Origin of the sequence: Kitasatospora griseola (assembly GCF_044999035.1) — a bacterium.
GTDB lineage: Bacteria > Actinomycetota > Actinomycetes > Streptomycetales > Streptomycetaceae > Kitasatospora > Kitasatospora griseola.
Window position 1 is genome coordinate 4,338,417 of sequence record NZ_CP173360.1, and the last position, 15,158, is coordinate 4,353,574.

At 72.7% G+C, this 15,158-nt stretch carries 16 protein-coding genes and 2 tRNA genes; 5 read left to right on the forward strand and 13 right to left on the reverse strand.

Going from position 1 to position 15,158, the window contains the following annotated elements:
- Window positions 1–20: 20 nt before the first annotated feature.
- The 7 genes from ACI1MP_RS19550 to ACI1MP_RS19580 all read right to left on the reverse strand — a co-directional run bounded on the left by ACI1MP_RS19550 (window position 21) and on the right by ACI1MP_RS19580 (window position 4,516).
- A complete protein-coding gene (locus tag ACI1MP_RS19550) occupies window positions 21–635 on the reverse strand; it encodes a response regulator (RefSeq protein ID WP_387995535.1) in 615 nt (204 codons plus the stop codon).
- Complete coding sequence (locus ACI1MP_RS19555) at window positions 632–1,807, reverse strand: sensor histidine kinase (RefSeq protein ID WP_404869123.1); 1,176 nt, start codon at window positions 1,805–1,807, stop codon at window positions 632–634. The genes ACI1MP_RS19550 and ACI1MP_RS19555 overlap by 4 nt, the downstream gene beginning before the upstream one ends.
- A gap of 125 nt (window positions 1,808–1,932) precedes the next feature.
- Window positions 1,933–2,736, reverse strand: a complete 804-nt coding sequence (locus tag ACI1MP_RS19560; protein ID WP_380343110.1) for an ABC transporter permease — start codon at window positions 2,734–2,736, stop codon at window positions 1,933–1,935.
- Window positions 2,733–3,707, reverse strand: a complete 975-nt coding sequence (locus tag ACI1MP_RS19565; protein WP_404869124.1) for an ABC transporter ATP-binding protein — start codon at window positions 3,705–3,707, stop codon at window positions 2,733–2,735. The genes ACI1MP_RS19560 and ACI1MP_RS19565 overlap by 4 nt, the downstream gene beginning before the upstream one ends.
- A 152-nt stretch (window positions 3,708–3,859) precedes the next feature.
- A tRNA-Gly gene (locus tag ACI1MP_RS19570) sits at window positions 3,860–3,935 on the reverse strand.
- 38 nt (window positions 3,936–3,973) lie between these two features.
- Window positions 3,974–4,046 (reverse strand) — tRNA-Gly (locus tag ACI1MP_RS19575).
- 152 nt (window positions 4,047–4,198) lie between these two features.
- On the reverse strand, window positions 4,199–4,516 hold the full coding sequence (locus tag ACI1MP_RS19580; RefSeq protein ID WP_043915312.1) for an Lsr2 family protein: 318 nt from the start codon (window positions 4,514–4,516) through the stop codon (window positions 4,199–4,201).
- A gap of 421 nt (window positions 4,517–4,937) precedes the next feature.
- Here ACI1MP_RS19580 and purS point away from each other — a divergent pair, with 421 nt between their 5' ends.
- The 4 genes from purS to ACI1MP_RS19600 all read left to right on the forward strand — a co-directional run bounded on the left by purS (window position 4,938) and on the right by ACI1MP_RS19600 (window position 9,005).
- Entirely contained in the window at window positions 4,938–5,192 is a 255-nt protein-coding gene (purS, locus tag ACI1MP_RS19585; protein WP_033250393.1) for a phosphoribosylformylglycinamidine synthase subunit PurS, read from the forward strand.
- The gene (gene purQ / locus ACI1MP_RS19590; protein WP_043915310.1) at window positions 5,189–5,866 is read left to right on the forward strand and encodes a phosphoribosylformylglycinamidine synthase subunit PurQ; all 678 of its coding nucleotides are present in this window, start codon (window positions 5,189–5,191) and stop codon (window positions 5,864–5,866) included. The genes purS and purQ overlap by 4 nt, the downstream gene beginning before the upstream one ends.
- Window positions 5,866–8,121, forward strand: coding sequence for a phosphoribosylformylglycinamidine synthase subunit PurL (purL, locus tag ACI1MP_RS19595; protein ID WP_380343102.1), 2,256 nt, complete (start codon window positions 5,866–5,868; stop codon window positions 8,119–8,121). Before purQ ends, purL begins: the two co-directional genes overlap by 1 nt.
- A 71-nt stretch (window positions 8,122–8,192) precedes the next feature.
- On the forward strand, window positions 8,193–9,005 hold the full coding sequence (locus tag ACI1MP_RS19600) for a sterol carrier family protein (RefSeq protein ID WP_380343099.1): 813 nt from the start codon (window positions 8,193–8,195) through the stop codon (window positions 9,003–9,005).
- On the opposite strand, the gene ACI1MP_RS19605 is transcribed toward ACI1MP_RS19600, so the two are convergent.
- The 4 genes from ACI1MP_RS19605 to fbaA all read right to left on the reverse strand — a co-directional run bounded on the left by ACI1MP_RS19605 (window position 9,002) and on the right by fbaA (window position 12,553).
- Window positions 9,002–9,865, reverse strand: coding sequence for a nucleic acid/nucleotide deaminase domain-containing protein (locus ACI1MP_RS19605; protein ID WP_404869125.1), 864 nt, complete (start codon window positions 9,863–9,865; stop codon window positions 9,002–9,004). The two genes, ACI1MP_RS19600 and ACI1MP_RS19605, sit on opposite strands and share 4 nt — an antisense overlap.
- A gap of 41 nt (window positions 9,866–9,906) precedes the next feature.
- Window positions 9,907–10,761, reverse strand: a complete 855-nt coding sequence (locus ACI1MP_RS19610; protein ID WP_232734252.1) for a DUF3152 domain-containing protein — start codon at window positions 10,759–10,761, stop codon at window positions 9,907–9,909.
- Window positions 10,762–10,982: 221 nt separating this feature from the next.
- On the reverse strand, window positions 10,983–11,402 hold the full coding sequence (locus ACI1MP_RS19615) for a DUF3151 domain-containing protein (RefSeq protein WP_043915303.1): 420 nt from the start codon (window positions 11,400–11,402) through the stop codon (window positions 10,983–10,985).
- Window positions 11,403–11,530: 128 nt separating this feature from the next.
- Window positions 11,531–12,553, reverse strand: coding sequence for a class II fructose-bisphosphate aldolase (gene fbaA / locus ACI1MP_RS19620; protein WP_189277841.1), 1,023 nt, complete (start codon window positions 12,551–12,553; stop codon window positions 11,531–11,533).
- 250 nt (window positions 12,554–12,803) lie between these two features.
- Here fbaA and ACI1MP_RS19625 point away from each other — a divergent pair, with 250 nt between their 5' ends.
- Window positions 12,804–13,529 (forward strand): DedA family protein, encoded by a 726-nt coding sequence (locus ACI1MP_RS19625; RefSeq protein WP_380343090.1) that lies wholly within the window; start codon window positions 12,804–12,806, stop codon window positions 13,527–13,529.
- Window positions 13,530–13,642: 113 nt separating this feature from the next.
- Here the strand turns inward: ACI1MP_RS19625 and pyrE are convergent, their stop codons facing one another.
- The gene (gene pyrE, locus ACI1MP_RS19630; RefSeq protein ID WP_043915296.1) at window positions 13,643–14,179 is read right to left on the reverse strand and encodes an orotate phosphoribosyltransferase; all 537 of its coding nucleotides are present in this window, start codon (window positions 14,177–14,179) and stop codon (window positions 13,643–13,645) included.
- Window positions 14,180–14,210: 31 nt separating this feature from the next.
- On the reverse strand, window positions 14,211–15,071 hold the full coding sequence (locus ACI1MP_RS19635) for a CoxG family protein (protein ID WP_404869126.1): 861 nt from the start codon (window positions 15,069–15,071) through the stop codon (window positions 14,211–14,213).
- Window positions 15,072–15,158 lie beyond the last annotated feature (87 nt).

Here is a 15,158-nt window from a genome sequence, read left to right on the forward strand (position 1 = left end):
CGGCCGGCTGTGGCGGTGCGTCACAGCCAGCCGTGCTCGCGGGCGATCCGCACCGCCGCGTGCCGGTTCTCCGCGCCCAGCTTGCCCGCCGCCGAGGACAGGTAGTTGCGCACCGTGCCCGGGGACAGCGACGCCCGGTCGGCGATCTCGGCGATCGAGGAGCCGTCCGCGGCCAGCTCCAGCACGTCCGTCTCGCGCGGCGTCAGCGGGGAGTCGCCCGCGCTGATCGCCTCCGCGGCCAGTTCCGGGTCCACGTAGCGGCCGCCCGCGCGGACGGTGCGGATGATGCCCGCCAGGTCGGAGGCGGAGACGGTCTTCGGCAGGAAGCCGCGCACCCCGACCTCCAGGGCCCGCTTCAGGTAGCCCGGGCGGCCGTGCCCGGTCACAATCATCACCCGGCAGTCCGGCAGCCGGTGCCGCAGTTCGGACGCCACCTCCAGGCCGTCCAGGCCCGGCATCTGCAGGTCCAGCACCGCCACGTCCGGGCGGTGCGCGGCGGCCATCGCCAGTGCCTCCGGGCCGGACGCCGCCTCGGCGACCACCGTCAGGTCGTCCTCCAGTGCCAGCAGCGCCGCCAGCGCCCCGCGGATCAGATGTTCGTCGTCGGCGAGCAGCACCCGCACCCGGTCCGTCATGCCACAGACTCCCTTGCTGCCGTCGGTAGTTCGGCGGTCACCCGGAACCGCCCGGGGCCGGGGCCGGCCGCCGTCAGGGTGCCGCCGTGGGCGGCCAGTCGCTCGCGCAGGCCGCGCAGGCCGCTGCCCGCGCCCTCGGTGCGGGACGGCGGGACGGCGGGCACGCCGTCGTTCTCCACCTCCAGCACCGCGGTGCCGCCCGACACCCGCAGCCGGAACGAGCAGTTGGCGGCCTCGGAGTGGCGCAGCACGTTGGTCGCCGCCTCCCGCACCACCCAGCCGAGCACCGACTGCGTCTCGGTCGGCAGTGCGTCCGTGCCCGCCAGTTCGGTCCGGCAGTCGACGTTCGCGGCGCGCAGCACCGAGGCCGCGCCGATCAGTTCGGTGTGCAGTTCGACGGTGCGGTAGCCGCGCACCACCTCGCGGACCTCGCGCTGCGAGTCCTGGGCGATCCGCTGCACCTCGGTCATCTGGTCCACCGCCTCCGGGCGTTGACGGCGGGCCAGCTGCACGGCCAGTTCGCTCTTCAGTGCGATGGTGGCGAGGTTGCGGCCCAGCACGTCGTGCAGGTCGCGGGAGAACCGCAGCCGCTCCTCGGCGACCGCGAGCCGGGCCTGGGCCTCCCGGGCCCCGTCCAGCTCCCACACCACCTTCGCCGTCCAGGACGAGCAGCGGGCGGTGGCGCCGGCCATCGCGGCTCCGAGCAGGCAGCCCACCACCAGGCCGGCCACCCCGGCCGGGTGGGCGCCGGTCAGCAGCAGCGGCACCGCGAGCAGCGTCAGTGAGACGGCCGCGGTCAGCAGTGCCTCGCGCACCGACAGGGCGAGCACGCAGGCACCGAGCCAGAATGTCACCGTCATCGGCGCGATCGCGGCCGGCACCATCGCGTCGTCGCCGGTCATCGATGCGGTGGGCAGCATCATCGCCAGTGATGTTCCGACCGCCACCGCCCCCGTCAGCGTCACCCAGCCGTACGGGTGCGGGCGGCGGCCCAGGTAGGCATCCAGCCCGGTGCGGAACAGCACCACGTTCAGCGCCGCCGCCAGCAGGACGCCCGGCACCGCCAGCAGGAGCTGGAAGGTCGGCACCTCCCGTCGGGCGGCCACCGACCCCACCACCAGGAGTGCGGCGAGCAGCTGCATCACCGACACCAGGTACAGCGACCAGCGCACGTACAACTCGGTGCGCTGAGGTTTCGACAGGGACCGCCAGCGCCCGATCGGCCTCGGCCTGTTCACCGCTGGGTACCCCGCTTCCTGACGACTCCCCAGCATCCTGCCAGCCCGCCCGCGACCGCTCAGCGCCGCGGCTCCCAGCGGAACCAGCGGCGGCCCGCCCATGTCGCGACGCCCGTCCACAGTGCGGCCATCAGCAGCGGCGTCGCGCCCTGCGACCACGTGCCGGCGAAGCCCTCGGCCGGGCCCGAGCCGTCGGTGCCGAACCAGCCGATCCGCAGCAGCTGCAGGGCCGGGGTGGTCGGCAGCAGGCGGCAGACGTTCGCCACCGAGTCCGGCAGCGACTCCAGCGGGAGCATCAGGCCGGAGCCGAGCTGCGCCACCAGCAGCAGCGGCAGGGTGGTGATGCCCGCGGTCTCCACGGTCTTGGTGACGGCGCTGGACAGCGCGGCCAGCCCGGTCAGCAGGGCCACCGTGAGCGCCAGCCCGGCCACCAGCAGCAGCGGGTTCGCCGGGGCGGGCAGGTCGAGCAGCAGCGCGCCGCCGACGCCCAGCAGCAGGCACTGGGTGAGCGCCAGCCCGATCGACGGGACGGCGGTGCCGAGCAGGATCTCGGTGTCGGTGGCCTCCCCGGTGCGCAGCCGCTTCAGCACCAGGTCGCTGCGCCGCGCGGTGTAGGCCGAGGTCAGGTTGCAGTAGACGACGATCAGCAGCACGACGCCCATCGAGCCGACCACCAGGTTGGCGTTCACGTCCAGGCCGGGGGTGCGCTCGGCGGCGGCGTCGAGGACCGAGCGCATCGAGGCGACCAGCACCAGCGGCAGCGCCAGGGCCATGAACATCGCGGTGCGGTTGCGGCGCAGCAGGGTGGCCTCGGCGCGGCCGAGGGCGAGCAGGCGTCCGGCGGGGGTGGTCGCGGCGGTCATGCGGCACGTCCGATCTGCGGCAGGGTGGCCGCGTCGGACGCGGCGATGGCGAGGAAGGCCTCTTCCAGCGAGGCGCTGCGGGCGTCCAGCCGGCCCAGGGCGACCCGGTGGCGGGCGGCCCAGCCGAGCAGTTCGGTCAGGGTGCCCTGCAGGTCGGTGGTGCGCAGGGTGATCCGGCGGCCGTCGATCCGCAGGTCGGCGCCGGGCAGCGCGGGCAGGTCGAGCGAGGCGTGCGGGCCGGAGCGCTCGGGCAGTTCGAAGCTGATCCGGGCGGGGTGGTCGGCCAGCACCTCGTCGACGGTGCCGCCGGCCACCACCCGGCCGCCGTGCATGATCGCCAGTCGGTCGGCGAGTTCCTCGGCCTCTTCCAGGTAGTGGGTGGTGAGCAGCACGGTGGTGCCGGCCGCGCGCAGCTCCCGGATCAGCCGCCACACCGAGGCGCGGGCCTCCGGGTCCAGGCCGGTGGAGGGCTCGTCCAGGAACAGCACCTCGGGGCGGCCGAGCAGGGCCATCGCCAGGTCGAGGCGGCGGCGCTCGCCGCCGGACAGCTGTTTGACCCGGACCGTGCGCCGAGGCAGCAGGCCCACCAGGTCGAGCGCCTCGTCCACGGCGCGGGCGTCGCTGGTCAGTCCGTTCCAGCAGCGCCCGGTCTCGGCGACGGTCAGCTCGCCGGGGAAGCCGCCCTCCTGCAGCATGATGCCGATCCGCGGCCGGAGCGCGGCCCGCTCCCGGGCCGGGTCCAGGCCGAGCACCCGGACCTCGCCGGCGCTCGGCGCGGCCAGGCCCTCCAGCACCTCCATGGTGGAGGTCTTGCCGGCGCCGTTGGTGCCGAGCAGCGCGAACAGCTCGCCCCGGGCGACGCCGAGGTCCAGGCCGCGGACGGCCTCGAAGCCGGCGGTGCCGGACGGTCCGTAGCGGCGGTGCAGGCCGCGGGCCTCGACGGCGGGACGGGGACGGCTGGTGTCGGTCATGGCTCCAGCCTTCCGCCGGGCCGGGCCGTCCAGTAGTGCGGGCCGTCACCGGGTGCCGGTGGAGTTCCACGGGTCGGCGATGACAAATGTCATCGGGTGCCGCGGTGGGCCGGAAACGCCGAAGGCCCCCTCGACGAGGGGGCCTTCGGAACTGGAGCGGACGACGAGATTCGAACTCGCGACCCTCACCTTGGCAAGGTGATGCTCTACCAACTGAGCCACGTCCGCATGATATTGAGTTGTGACAGCTTGTCACGCTAGCTGCGAGCGGACGACGAGATTCGAACTCGCGACCCTCACCTTGGCAAGGTGATGCTCTACCAACTGAGCCACGTCCGCACGGTGCCTGAGCACCGGCCGCCCCGATCGGGTTCCCCCGGTTGCGGCGACGAGAAGAACTCTACAACATCAAACGGCCTGCTCGCCCCATCCTTCCCCGGCGGCGTGGCCGGGGAAGGCGCCGGCGGCCCGCGACGGGCGGCCGGGAGGGGTCAGTTGTTCTCGGAGAACGCCTCGTACACGTGCTTCGGGATGCGGCCGCGGGCGGGCAGTTCCATGCCGTTCGACTGCGCCCAGGCGCGCACCGCGGCCGGGTCCGGGGTGAGCGCGGTGCGGCGGAAGGACTTTCCGCTGCGGCTCTGCCGGCGGCCCGCGGCGACGAACGGGGCGAGGGCCTCCCGAAGCTTTTCCGCGTTGTCGGCGGACAGATCGATCTCGTACGACTTCCCGTCCACGCCGAAGTGGACGGTTTCCGCGGCGGTGCCGCCGTCCAGGTCGTCGGAGAGCGTGACGACTACACGCTGAGCCATGGGTGTCAATCCTCTCGGGCAATTCGGCCGACGGAGGTCTCGGATGCCCCGCCGGTCCGCTGGGCCGGGATCACGGCATCCGTCGGCGGGCAGGGGGCCCACGCCGAGATGCGGCGCGTTCGGCTGCCGGTCGCCCTATTCTGCACCCGGAACCTGCTGAAATCGAAGAGTTCGGGATTCCTTTTTTCCGGATATTCACGGGGTTCCCCCGGATGCCGATACGGTCTCGTTACAGACGGGATTAAACCGACGAAATGGGATGGCAACGGGGACCCGGACGGCCCGGTGGCCGGGCCCGGAAGCCTTGGCACGTAAGGGGCATTGGTCTACGCGCGTTGCCGCAGGTGGGCCGCAAGATGACCGTCCGGCACAGGTAGGCTGAAGGTCCCCCGCCTGAACGCAATCACCACCGGGAGTGCCAGTGGCACGCGTCGTAGTCGACGTCATGCTCAAGCCGGAGATCCTCGACCCGCAGGGACAGGCGGTGCAGCGTGCACTGCCCCGTCTCGGATTCGCCGGGATCGCCGACGTCCGCCAGGGCAAGCGTTTCGAACTGGAGCTGGAGGGGCCGGTCGACGACGCCGCGCTCGCCCGCATCCGTGAGGCCGCCGAGACCTTCCTCGCCAACACCGTGATCGAGGACTTCACCGTCCGCGTCGAGGAGGAGGGCAAGTGACCACCCGCATCGGCGTCGTCACTTTCCCCGGTTCCCTCGACGACCGCGACGCCCAGCGTGCGGTCCGCCTGGCCGGCGCCGAGCCGGTCGCCCTCTGGCACCGTGACAAGGATCTCCACCAGGTCGACGCGGTCGTCCTGCCCGGCGGATTCTCCTACGGCGACTACCTGCGCTGCGGTGCCATCTCCCGCTTCTCCCCGGTGATGGACACCATCATCGAGCAGGCGAAGCTCGGAATGCCGGTCCTCGGTATCTGCAACGGCTTCCAGGTGCTGTGCGAATCGCACCTGCTGCCCGGCGCGCTCACCCGGAACGACTCGCTGCACTTCATCTGCCGCGACCAGAAGCTCCGCATCGAGAACGCCGACACCGCCTGGACGCGGGATTACTCGGCCGGCCAGGAAATCGTCGTTCCGCTGAAGAACGGCGAAGGCCGGTTCGTCGCCGACGAGCACGTCCTGGACGAACTCGAGGCGGAGGGCCGCATCGTCGCCCGGTACCTCGATGTGAACCCGAACGGTTCGTACCGCGACATCGCCGGCATCACCAACGCCGCCGGCAATGTCGTCGGCCTGATGCCGCACCCGGAGCACGCCGTGGAGCCGCTCACCGGTCCGACCACCGAGGGCCTGGGCTTCTTCACTTCCGTCCTGAAGCAGCTGGTGAACGCCTGATGAGCCTCGACACCGTCAAGAACGCCGAGCAGACCCCGGACGCCGGTCAGCCCTGGGCCGAACTCGGCCTCAAGGAGGACGAGTACGCCCGGATCCGCGAGATCCTGGGCCGCCGCCCGACCGGCGCCGAGCTCGCCATGTACTCGGTGATGTGGTCGGAGCACTGCTCGTACAAGAGCTCCAAGGTCCACCTCAAGCAGTTCGGCGAGAAGGCCCCGGAGAACGACGCGATGCTCGTCGGCATCGGCGAGAACGCCGGTGTGGTCGACGTCGGCCAGGGCTACGCGGTCACCTTCAAGGTCGAGTCGCACAACCACCCGTCGTACATCGAGCCCTACCAGGGCGCGGCCACCGGCATCGGCGGCATCGTGCGCGACATCCTGGCGATGGGCGCCCGCCCGGTCGCCGTGATGGACCCGCTGCGCTTCGGTGCGGCCGACCACCCGGACACCCGGCGCGTGCTGCCCGGGATCGTCGCGGGCATCGGCGGCTACGGCAACTGCCTGGGCCTGCCGAACATCGGCGGCGAGGTCGTCTTCGACTCCTGCTACCAGGGCAACCCGCTGGTCAACGCGCTGTGCGTCGGCGTGATGAAGCACGAGGACATCCACCTCGCGAAGGCCTCCGGCCCCGGCAACAAGGTCATCCTGTACGGAGCCCGCACCGGCGGCGACGGCATCGGCGGCGTCTCCGTGCTGGCCTCGGAGACCTTCGACGCGACCGGCCCGGCCAAGCGCCCCGCCGTCCAGGTCGGCGACCCGTTCCAGGAGAAGCTCCTCATCGAGTGCACCCTGGAGATCTTCAAGGAAGACCTCGTCGCGGGCATCCAGGACCTCGGTGGCGCCGGCCTGTCCTGCGCCACCTCGGAGCTGGCCTCGGCCGGCACCGGCGGCATGCGGATCGAGCTGGACACCGTGCCGCTGCGCGACCACACGCTCTCGCCGGAGGAAATCCTCATGAGCGAGTCGCAGGAGCGCATGTGCGCCATCGTCGAGCCCGGCAAGGTCGACCGCTTCCTGGAGATCTGCGAGAAGTGGGACGTCATCGCCACCGTCATCGGCGAGGTGACCGACGGCGAGCGCCTGGAGATCTTCTGGCACGGTGAGCTGGTGGTCGACGTGCCGCCGCGCACCGTCGCCCACGAGGGCCCGACCTACCAGCGCCCGTACGCCCGCCCGTCCTGGCAGGACGCCCTGCAGGCCGACGCCCCGACCGCCGAGCGGCTCGCCCGCCCGGCCGACGGCGACGAGCTGAAGGACGCGCTGCTGAAGGTCGCGGGTTCGCCGAACCAGGCCTCCAAGGCGTGGATCACCGACCAGTACGACCGCTACGTGCTGGGCAACACGGTGCTCGCCACCCCCGAGGACTCCGGCATGATCCGGATCGACGAGGAGACCAACCTCGGCGTCTCGGTCGCCACCGACGGCAACGGCCGCTACGCCAAGCTGGACCCGTACACCGGCGCCCAGCTGGCCCTGGCCGAGGCGTACCGCAACGTCGCGGCCGGCGGCGCCAAGCCGCTCGCGGTCTCCGACTGCCTCAACTTCGGCTCCCCCGAGGACCCGGACGTGATGTGGCAGTTCGCCGAGGCCACCCGCGGCCTGGCCGACGCCTGCCAGGTGCTCGGCACCCCGGTCACCGGCGGCAACGTCTCGCTGTACAACCAGACCGGCGACGTCGCCATCCACCCGACCCCCGTGGTCGCGGTGCTCGGCGTCATCGACGACGTCACCCGGCGCACCCCGGTCGGCTTCGCCGAAGAGGGCCAGCTGCTCTACCTGCTCGGCGACACCGCCGACGAACTGGGCGGCTCCGCCTGGTCGCAGGTCGTGCACAACCACCTCGGCGGCCTGCCGCCCAAGGTGGACCTGGAGCGCGAGCGCCTGCTGGGCGACATCCTGATCGCCGCCTCCCGCGACGGCATGATCGACGCCGCCCACGACCTCTCCGACGGCGGCCTCGCGCAGGCCCTGGTGGAGAGTTGCCTCAAGGGCGGCAACGGCGCCCGGGTGGTCGTGCCCGAGGGCGTCGACCCGTTCGTGTTCCTGTTCTCCGAGTCCGCCGGACGTGCCGTGGTGGCCGTCCCGCGCAGCGAGGAGCTCCGGTTCAACGACATGTGCGGCGCCCGCGGCCTGCCCGCGGCCCGGATCGGCGTGGTCGACGGCGACGCCCTGGAGGTCCAGGGTCAGTTCACCGTCACCCTGGCCGAGCTGCGCGACGCCCACACCGGCGTCATCGAGGCGCTGCTCGCCTGACACGGCATCGTTCGACGGGCGGTCGGTTCGGATTCCCGGACCGGCCGCCCGGCTTTTTGTACGCTGCGGGCATGCCCACTGCGAAGCCTCGGACCTACGACCCGGTGAAGGTGCGCGCCGCGCTCACCGGGCAGCTCGACGCGATCTCCGCCACCGTCCGCTCGCTGGACGACGAGCAGCTCGCCCTCCCCACCCGGCTGGGGGACTGGCGGGTGCGTGAACTCGTCGCCCACCTCGGCATGGTGGTCAGTTGGGTGCCGCGGCACCTGCACGACCCGCTGCCGCCGCAGGCCTTGATCGCCCCGTCGGACTGGGCGTCGCGGACCCGCACCGCGGCCGCGTCGATCAACGCCACCGCGCTGGAGCTGGTGGCCGAGCAGTTCGCCGGGGACGCCGCCCAGGTGTCGGGCGAACTCGACCGGCAGATCGGCGAGTTGTGGCGCGCCCTGGACAGTGAGGAGGGGCGGCAGCCGGGCCGGGTGATCCTGATGCGCTTCGGGCCGATGCTGCTGGCCGACTTCCTGGTCGTCCGGCTGGTGGAGACCGTGGTGCACGCCGACGACCTGGCCGATGCGCTGGGCCTGGCCGACTTCCCGCACGACCGCTTCGCGCTGGCCTCCGTCACCCGGCTGCTGGCCGACGCGTTCGCCGGCCAAGTGCCGGGCGGAGCCGTCGAGTTGCGGATCCCGCCGTTCGCCGTGGTGCAGGCCGTCGAAGGCCCCCGGCACACCCGGGGCACCCCGCCGAACGTGGTCGAGGCCGACCCGCTGACCTGGATCCGGCTGGCCACCGGCCGCCTCGCCTGGGCCGACGCACTGGACGCCACCCTCACCGCGAGCGGCGAACGCAGCGACCTGGCCGGCTTCCTGCCCGTGCTGGGTTAACCCCTCGCGGCCAGGGCGGCCGCCAACTCCCGGATGCCGGCGTCGCGTTCGGCCGCGGTGTCGCCGTAGTCGAAGCTGTGGCTGAACGCGGCGTCCGGGAAGGTCCGGGCCAGCCACACGCTGCAGTAGTGGCCGGGCTGGAAGCAGGCCTGGAGCTCGGTGTAGACCTCCAGCACGTCCGCCGGGTCGAGGCCGGCCGCGGTCAGCTGCTGCCGGAGCGTCTCCTCGGGATGCAGCGCGAGCGAGCCGTCGGCGGTGAGGACGAACGGCTCGCCGTCCTGCCCGCGGACCTTGAACGCGGCGTACCCGGGCACGCCGAGGGTGTGCCGGACGTCCTCCAGCACCCGCGGCCACCACTGCTCGTCGCTCTCGAACGCCCGCAGGTCGGTGCCGCGGATCCGGCTCTCCGCGGTCGAGAGCAGCCGGAAGATCTCCTCCGGGTGCTCGGCGGCCGCCAACTCCCGCAGGTTCTGCTCCACTTCGCACAGGTTGCCGAGGAACGCCGCCAGGTCGGCGTCGACCAGGACCGGCGGCTCGCGGAACGCCAGGTACACCGCCCAGACGCGCCCCTGCCCGTCCAGGCACAGCTCCGCGCCCCGGTCGGTGCCCAGCCGGGCCCAGTCGGCCTCCGGACGGCCGTCGACCGACAGCCCGGCCCGGTGGGCCCAGTCCGCCAGCCGCAGCGGCTCCCCGGCGGACGCGGTGAAGTACGGTCCGACCCGCAGCGGCAGGCCGGCGGCGGACAGCAGCGCGGCGGCGGCGGCCGGGACGGCCGTGGCGGCGGTCTCGGCGGGGGCGGGGCGGTACAGGCCGGCCGGGCCGAAGCGGTCGAGCAGGCGCTGGGTGAGTTCGGTGGTCATGGTTCCTGGTTCGGGGTCGGTGGCCGGGGCGGCGGGGCCCCTCAGGGGACGGACGGCCCGCTGAGGTAGCTGCCCTTGGCGTCGTACGGCCAGGCGTTGGCGGTGCAGCCCTTGAGGCCGTAGATCTGCTGCATCATCGCGGGGGCGGGCTTGCCCGGGCCGGGGCAGTCCTCGTGGCCGTGGCCGATCCGGTGGCCGACCTCGTGATTGACGATCAGCGCCCGGTAGTCGTCCAGGCTGCCGTCGAACTGGGGCGAACCGGTCAGCCAGCGCTTGGAGTTGACCACCACCTGCTTGCCGACGTCGCAGTTCACCTCGCCCTTGGTGTCCAGGCCGCCCGCGCCGCAGATCCTGTCGGTGGTGTCAGGGGAGGCGATCTTGACGGTGAAGTCGTAGGAGCCGGAGGAGACCAGCTTGAAGCTGTTGCGCTTGTCTGCGGTCCAGCTGCGCTTGTCGGCCAGCACCGCCTGCACGGCGGCGGCGGCGGTCTTCGGGTCGATGTTGATGCCGTCCTCGACCTCGACCTGGTAGCGGCGCACCGTGCCGCCGGTGCCGACCGTGGTGCCGGACGCGGCGGCGGTGGTGAAGCTGCCGCTACCGTGCTGGACGACCTGCGGGGCGGCGGGCGGCGTGGTCTTCGGGGCTGCGGTCTGCGGCGGCGGGTTCTCCTCGGTCCGGACGGGCTCGGGGGATTCGCTGACCGGCGGGACGGGTCGGGCCTGCGTGGTGGACCCGGCCTCCGGCGACTGCGCGGCGGTCGAGTGGAGGAGAGTGAATCCGGCCGTGCCGAGCACGGCCAGCGCCGCGGTGCCGCCCAGCGTGAGGGCCAGCCGGCGGCGGCGCGTCCTGGCGCGGCGTCGGGCGGACCTGCCGGGTGACCTGCGGGCTGCGGGCATCTGGTTTCCCTCGGGACGACGACATGGCGATCCGTGCGGCCCGGTGACCCGATTCGCACGAATGTGCTGCATCGTGAACATACGCGGTATGGCCGCGGTTGGTTCCCCGGGGCCCCCGGTCCCGGGCCGTGCGTCCGGCGCCGTGCGGAGCCGACGGGACGCCGGTAAGCCGTCGGCGCCCCGTCCCGGCCCGGAGGCGGGAGGGGCGCCGACGGACGGGGTCACTGCTTGAGTTCGGCGTACGCCTCGGCGCTGCTGTCCTTCAGGAACTGCCAGCAGCGGGCCTCCTCCTCGGTCTCGCCGATCGACCCGGCGGCCCGGGCGAGCGCGGCCAGGCAGCGCAGGAAGCCGCGGTTGCCGCGGTGCTCCCACGGGATCGGGCCGTGTCCGTGCCAGCCGTTGCGGCGCAGCGCGTCCAGGCCGCGGTGGTAGCCGGTGCGGGCGTACGCGTAGGACTCGACGGTGCGGCCGGCCGCGAAGGAGTCGTCCGCGAGCATCGCCCAGGCCAGGCAGAACGCCGGGTAGTCGGCCGCCACCTGGGTCGGCGACGCGGACTCCTCGGCCAGCATCCGGTACGGCTGCTCCTCCTCGGGCAGGAGGGTCGGCTCGGGCCCGTCGAGCAGGTTCTTGTGCATCTCCATGGTGTGCCAGTCTGCCACTCGGATCTTGTGGAGCAACCATGCTCGACCCGAAGGGGAGGCTGCCGCGAGCAGAACGCACGGTGCCCCCGTACCCGGGCGGGTACGGGGGCACCGTGCCGGGCCGTGCCCTACTTCATGCGCTTGCCGGCCGAGCGCAGCTGCTGCGCGGCCTCCAGCACGCGGGCGGCCATGCCGGCCTCGGCCAGCTTGCCCCAGGTGCGCGGGTCGTAGGTGTTCTTCTTGCCGACCTCGCCGTCGACCTTCAGCACGCCGTCGTAGTTGCGGAACATGTGGTCCACGACGGGGCGGGTGAAGGCGTACTGGGTGTCGGTGTCGAGGTTCATCTTGACCACGCCGTTCTCCAGCGCGGTCCGGATCTCCTCCGCGGTGGAGCCCGAGCCGCCGTGGAAGACGAAGTCGAACGGGTCCTGCTTGCCGTACTGCTTGCCGATCTCGGTCTGCAGGTCGGCCAGCAGCTCCGGACGCAGCACCACGTTGCCCGGCTTGTACACGCCGTGCACGTTGCCGAACGAGGCGGCCAGCAGGTAGCGGCCCTTCTCGCCCAGGCCGAGCGCCTCGGCGGTGCGCACCGCGTCGTTCACGGTGGTGTACAGCTCGTCGTTGATCTCGTGCGAGACGCCGTCCTCCTCGCCGCCGGTCGGGGTGATCTCGACCTCGAGGATGATCCTGGCGGCGGCGGCCTGGGCCAGCAGCTCCTGCGCGATGGACAGGTTGTCGGCCAGGGTCTCGGCCGAGCCGTCCCACATGTGCGACTGGAACAGCGGGTTCTCGCCGCGGGCGACGCGCTCGGCGGAGATCGCCAGCAGCGGGCGGACGTAGCCGTCCAGCTTGTCCTTCGGGCAGTGGTCGGTGTGCAGGGCCACGGTGACGTCGTACTTGGCCGCGACGATGTGCGCGAACTCGGCCAGCGCGACGGCGCCGGTCACCATGTCCTTGTTGTGCTGGCCACCCAGGAACTCCGCACCACCGGTGGAGATCTGGATGATGCCGTCGCTCTCGGCCTCGGCGAAACCGCGCAGCGCGGCGTGCAGGGTCTGGGACGAGGTGACGTTGATGGCCGGGTAGGCGAACTTGCCCGCCTTGGCCCGGTCGAGCATCTCGTTGTAGGCCTCGGGAGTTGCGATGGGCATGCGAATCCGCTCCTGTCGGTGTGGGGCGATCGGACGACGCTGTCCGAAGGCTCGATACGCCTGTGGTTCACGACGGATGCGGTACGAGCTGAGGGTGGTTGCTCGACCGCGGGCCGGACACCTCGGTCATCCTCCCAGACTCGCCCCGCGGACACACCCAGCGGCCCGCCACTTGGGACGGCAGCTCCGACAAGGGCTTCGCGGGTCGCCTGTTGCGGCTTTGCCGGGTGAGTCGGGCTATCCTGCGCGCGTGGAACACATCCAGCTCGCCGTCAACGTCCTTGACGCCAAATCGCTCGTCGCCTCCGTCGGCGCCATCGGGATCCTGGCGATCATCTTCGCCGAGACCGGCCTGCTGGTCGGGTTCTTCTTCCCCGGTGACTCGATGCTCATCCTGGCCGGTGTCGCCGCCTCCAGCGCCGCGCCCGCGGTGCTCGGCGACGGCGCCCAGATGAACATCGGGATGCTGCTGGTCGGCGCGCCGCTCTGCGCGATCGCCGGCGCCCAGCTCGGCCATCTGCTCGGCCGCAAGGTCGGCCCGAAGATGTTCGACAAGCCGAACTCGAAGATCTTCCGGCCCGAGTACGTGGAGAAGGCCGAGGAGTACTTCGAGAAGTTCGGCCCGGCCAAGGCCGTGGTGCTGGCCCGCTTCATCCCGATCGTGCGGACCTTCCTCAACCCGGTCGCCGGCACCCTGCAGATGCCCGCCAAGACCTTCCTGCTCTGGAACGTCGTCGGCGGCGTGCTGTGGACCGAGTCCATGCTGCTGATCGGCTACTTCACCGGCGACCAGCTCGCCCCGGTGATCGACAAGTACCTGCTGCCCGCGATGGCGCTGATCATCCTGATCTCGGTCTCGCCGATCATCGTCGAGGTGATCCGCGAGCGGAAGAAGAAGAAGGCCGGCGAGGGCGCCGTCGAGGCCGAGGCGCCGACCGCCGAGTCGGTCGCCGGGGGCCGGCACCGCAAGCACTGAGCCCGCACCGCGGGACGCGAGAGGCCCCGGCCACCCGATGAGGGTGGGCCGGGGCCTCTCGCCGTTCGACGTGGTCGACGTGGAACCGGCCCCGTCCGGGCCGGCCCCGGGGCTCACAGGCCCAGGTCGTCCAGGGTGTACGCGGTGATGTACGGCAGGCCGGTCTCCGCGATCGCCGGGGCCGCGCCGCGCTCCACGATCACCGCGACGCCGACCACCTCGGCGCCCGCCTCGCGCAGCGCCTCCACCGCGGTCAGCACCGAACCGCCGGTGGTCGAGGTGTCCTCCACCGCCAGCACCCGGCGGCCCTTCACGTCCGGGCCCTCGATCCGGCGCTGCAGGCCGTGCGCCTTGCCCGCCTTGCGGACCACGAAGGCGTCCAGCTTGCGGCCGCGGGCCGCCGCCGCGTGCAGCATCGCCGCGGCCACCGGGTCGGCGCCCAGGGTCAGGCCGCCCACCGCGTCGAACTCCAGGTCCGCGGCCGCGTCCAGCATCACCTTGCCGACCAGCGGGGCCGCCTCCGCGTCCAGGGTGATCCGGCGGAGGTCGACGTAGTAGTCGGCCTCCCGGCCCGAGGAGAGGGTGACCTTGCCGTGCACGACGGCCTTGTCCTTGATCTGCGCCAGCAGGGCGTCCCGGTCGTTGCTCATGGTCAGCGATTTTACGGGCCGCCCGGCCCGGTCAGCGCCGCCGCAGGGCGCGGACCAGCACCACCGCGCCGCCGAGCAGCGCCACCCCGCCGCCGATCACCCACGGCAGCGCGCTGCGCTCGCCGCCCGCACCCGGCACCAGGGCCGGCTCGCCGCCCCAGCGGGTGGCCGCCCGGGCCCGCGCGCTGTGCGCCGGCGGGGCGGGCGCGTACCGGCCGTGCGGCGGGGCGTGGTCCACCTCCTCGGCGGAGCGGCCGACGATGCTGCGCCGCACCGGGGCGCTCTCCTGCTCGAACGCCGCGTCCGGGCGCGGCACCGGAACCGGCTCGGGCAGGTCGTCCTCGCTGAACGCGATCAGGTCCGACAGGTCGTCGTCCAGGTCCGGGCCCTGCGCCCGCTCGTCCAGGAACACCACGGTCGCGCCGTCCGCCGGGTCCTCCTCGGCGTCCTCGCCGGGCCCGGACAGCTCGGCCACCAGGGCCGCCACCGCCCGGTCGATCAGCCGGCGGCCGGCCGTCTCCAGCACCGGGCCGTCGAAACCGGCCAGTCGGCCGGAGGCGGTCAGCGAGGTCGTGAAGCACACCGCGGTCTCGCCCGGCCGCTCCCGCAGGGTGACCCGCAGCTCGGCGGTCACCGGGGCCGCGCCGCGGATCTCCTCGCCGGTCAGCCGCAGCTCCAGCGCGTCGTCCTGCCAGCCGCCCACGGACAGCCGGCCGGCGAAGGTGATGGTGGAGCCGGCGATCCGGATCCTGAGCCGGCTGTCCGCCGCCGAGGGTGCGGACGTGGACGCGACCGCGCTCAGCCCCGGCACGCAGCGGGCCACCAGCTCGCGGTCCACCAGCGCCTCCCGGACCACCTCGGCGGGCACCGGGACGACAACCTCATGCTCCATACCGGCGAGCCTACCGACCGGCCGCCGCCGTGCCGAGCCCCGCACCCGAAGCCGGGCCGGGAGTGCCGCGAACGGGCGCACGGCGGG

Excerpts from the sequence above, each read along its gene's own strand:
- ACI1MP_RS19550 (WP_387995535.1), bottom strand. The coding sequence starts at position 635 with ATGACGGACCGGGTGCGGGTGCTGCTCGCCGACGACGAACATCTGATC.
- ACI1MP_RS19560 (WP_380343110.1), bottom strand. The coding sequence starts at position 2,736 with ATGACCGCCGCGACCACCCCCGCCGGACGCCTGCTCGCCCTCGGCCGC.
- ACI1MP_RS19565 (WP_404869124.1), bottom strand. The coding sequence starts at position 3,707 with ATGACCGACACCAGCCGTCCCCGTCCCGCCGTCGAGGCCCGCGGCCTG.
- ACI1MP_RS19580 (WP_043915312.1), bottom strand. The coding sequence starts at position 4,516 with ATGGCTCAGCGTGTAGTCGTCACGCTCTCCGACGACCTGGACGGCGGC.
- purL (WP_380343102.1), top strand. The coding sequence starts at position 5,866 with ATGAGCCTCGACACCGTCAAGAACGCCGAGCAGACCCCGGACGCCGGT.
- ACI1MP_RS19600 (WP_380343099.1), top strand. The coding sequence starts at position 8,193 with ATGCCCACTGCGAAGCCTCGGACCTACGACCCGGTGAAGGTGCGCGCC.
- ACI1MP_RS19605 (WP_404869125.1), bottom strand. The coding sequence starts at position 9,865 with ATGACCACCGAACTCACCCAGCGCCTGCTCGACCGCTTCGGCCCGGCC.
- ACI1MP_RS19610 (WP_232734252.1), bottom strand. The coding sequence starts at position 10,761 with ATGCCCGCAGCCCGCAGGTCACCCGGCAGGTCCGCCCGACGCCGCGCC.
- ACI1MP_RS19615 (WP_043915303.1), bottom strand. The coding sequence starts at position 11,402 with ATGGAGATGCACAAGAACCTGCTCGACGGGCCCGAGCCGACCCTCCTG.
- fbaA (WP_189277841.1), bottom strand. The coding sequence starts at position 12,553 with ATGCCCATCGCAACTCCCGAGGCCTACAACGAGATGCTCGACCGGGCC.
- pyrE (WP_043915296.1), bottom strand. The coding sequence starts at position 14,179 with ATGAGCAACGACCGGGACGCCCTGCTGGCGCAGATCAAGGACAAGGCC.
- ACI1MP_RS19635 (WP_404869126.1), bottom strand. The coding sequence starts at position 15,071 with ATGGAGCATGAGGTTGTCGTCCCGGTGCCCGCCGAGGTGGTCCGGGAG.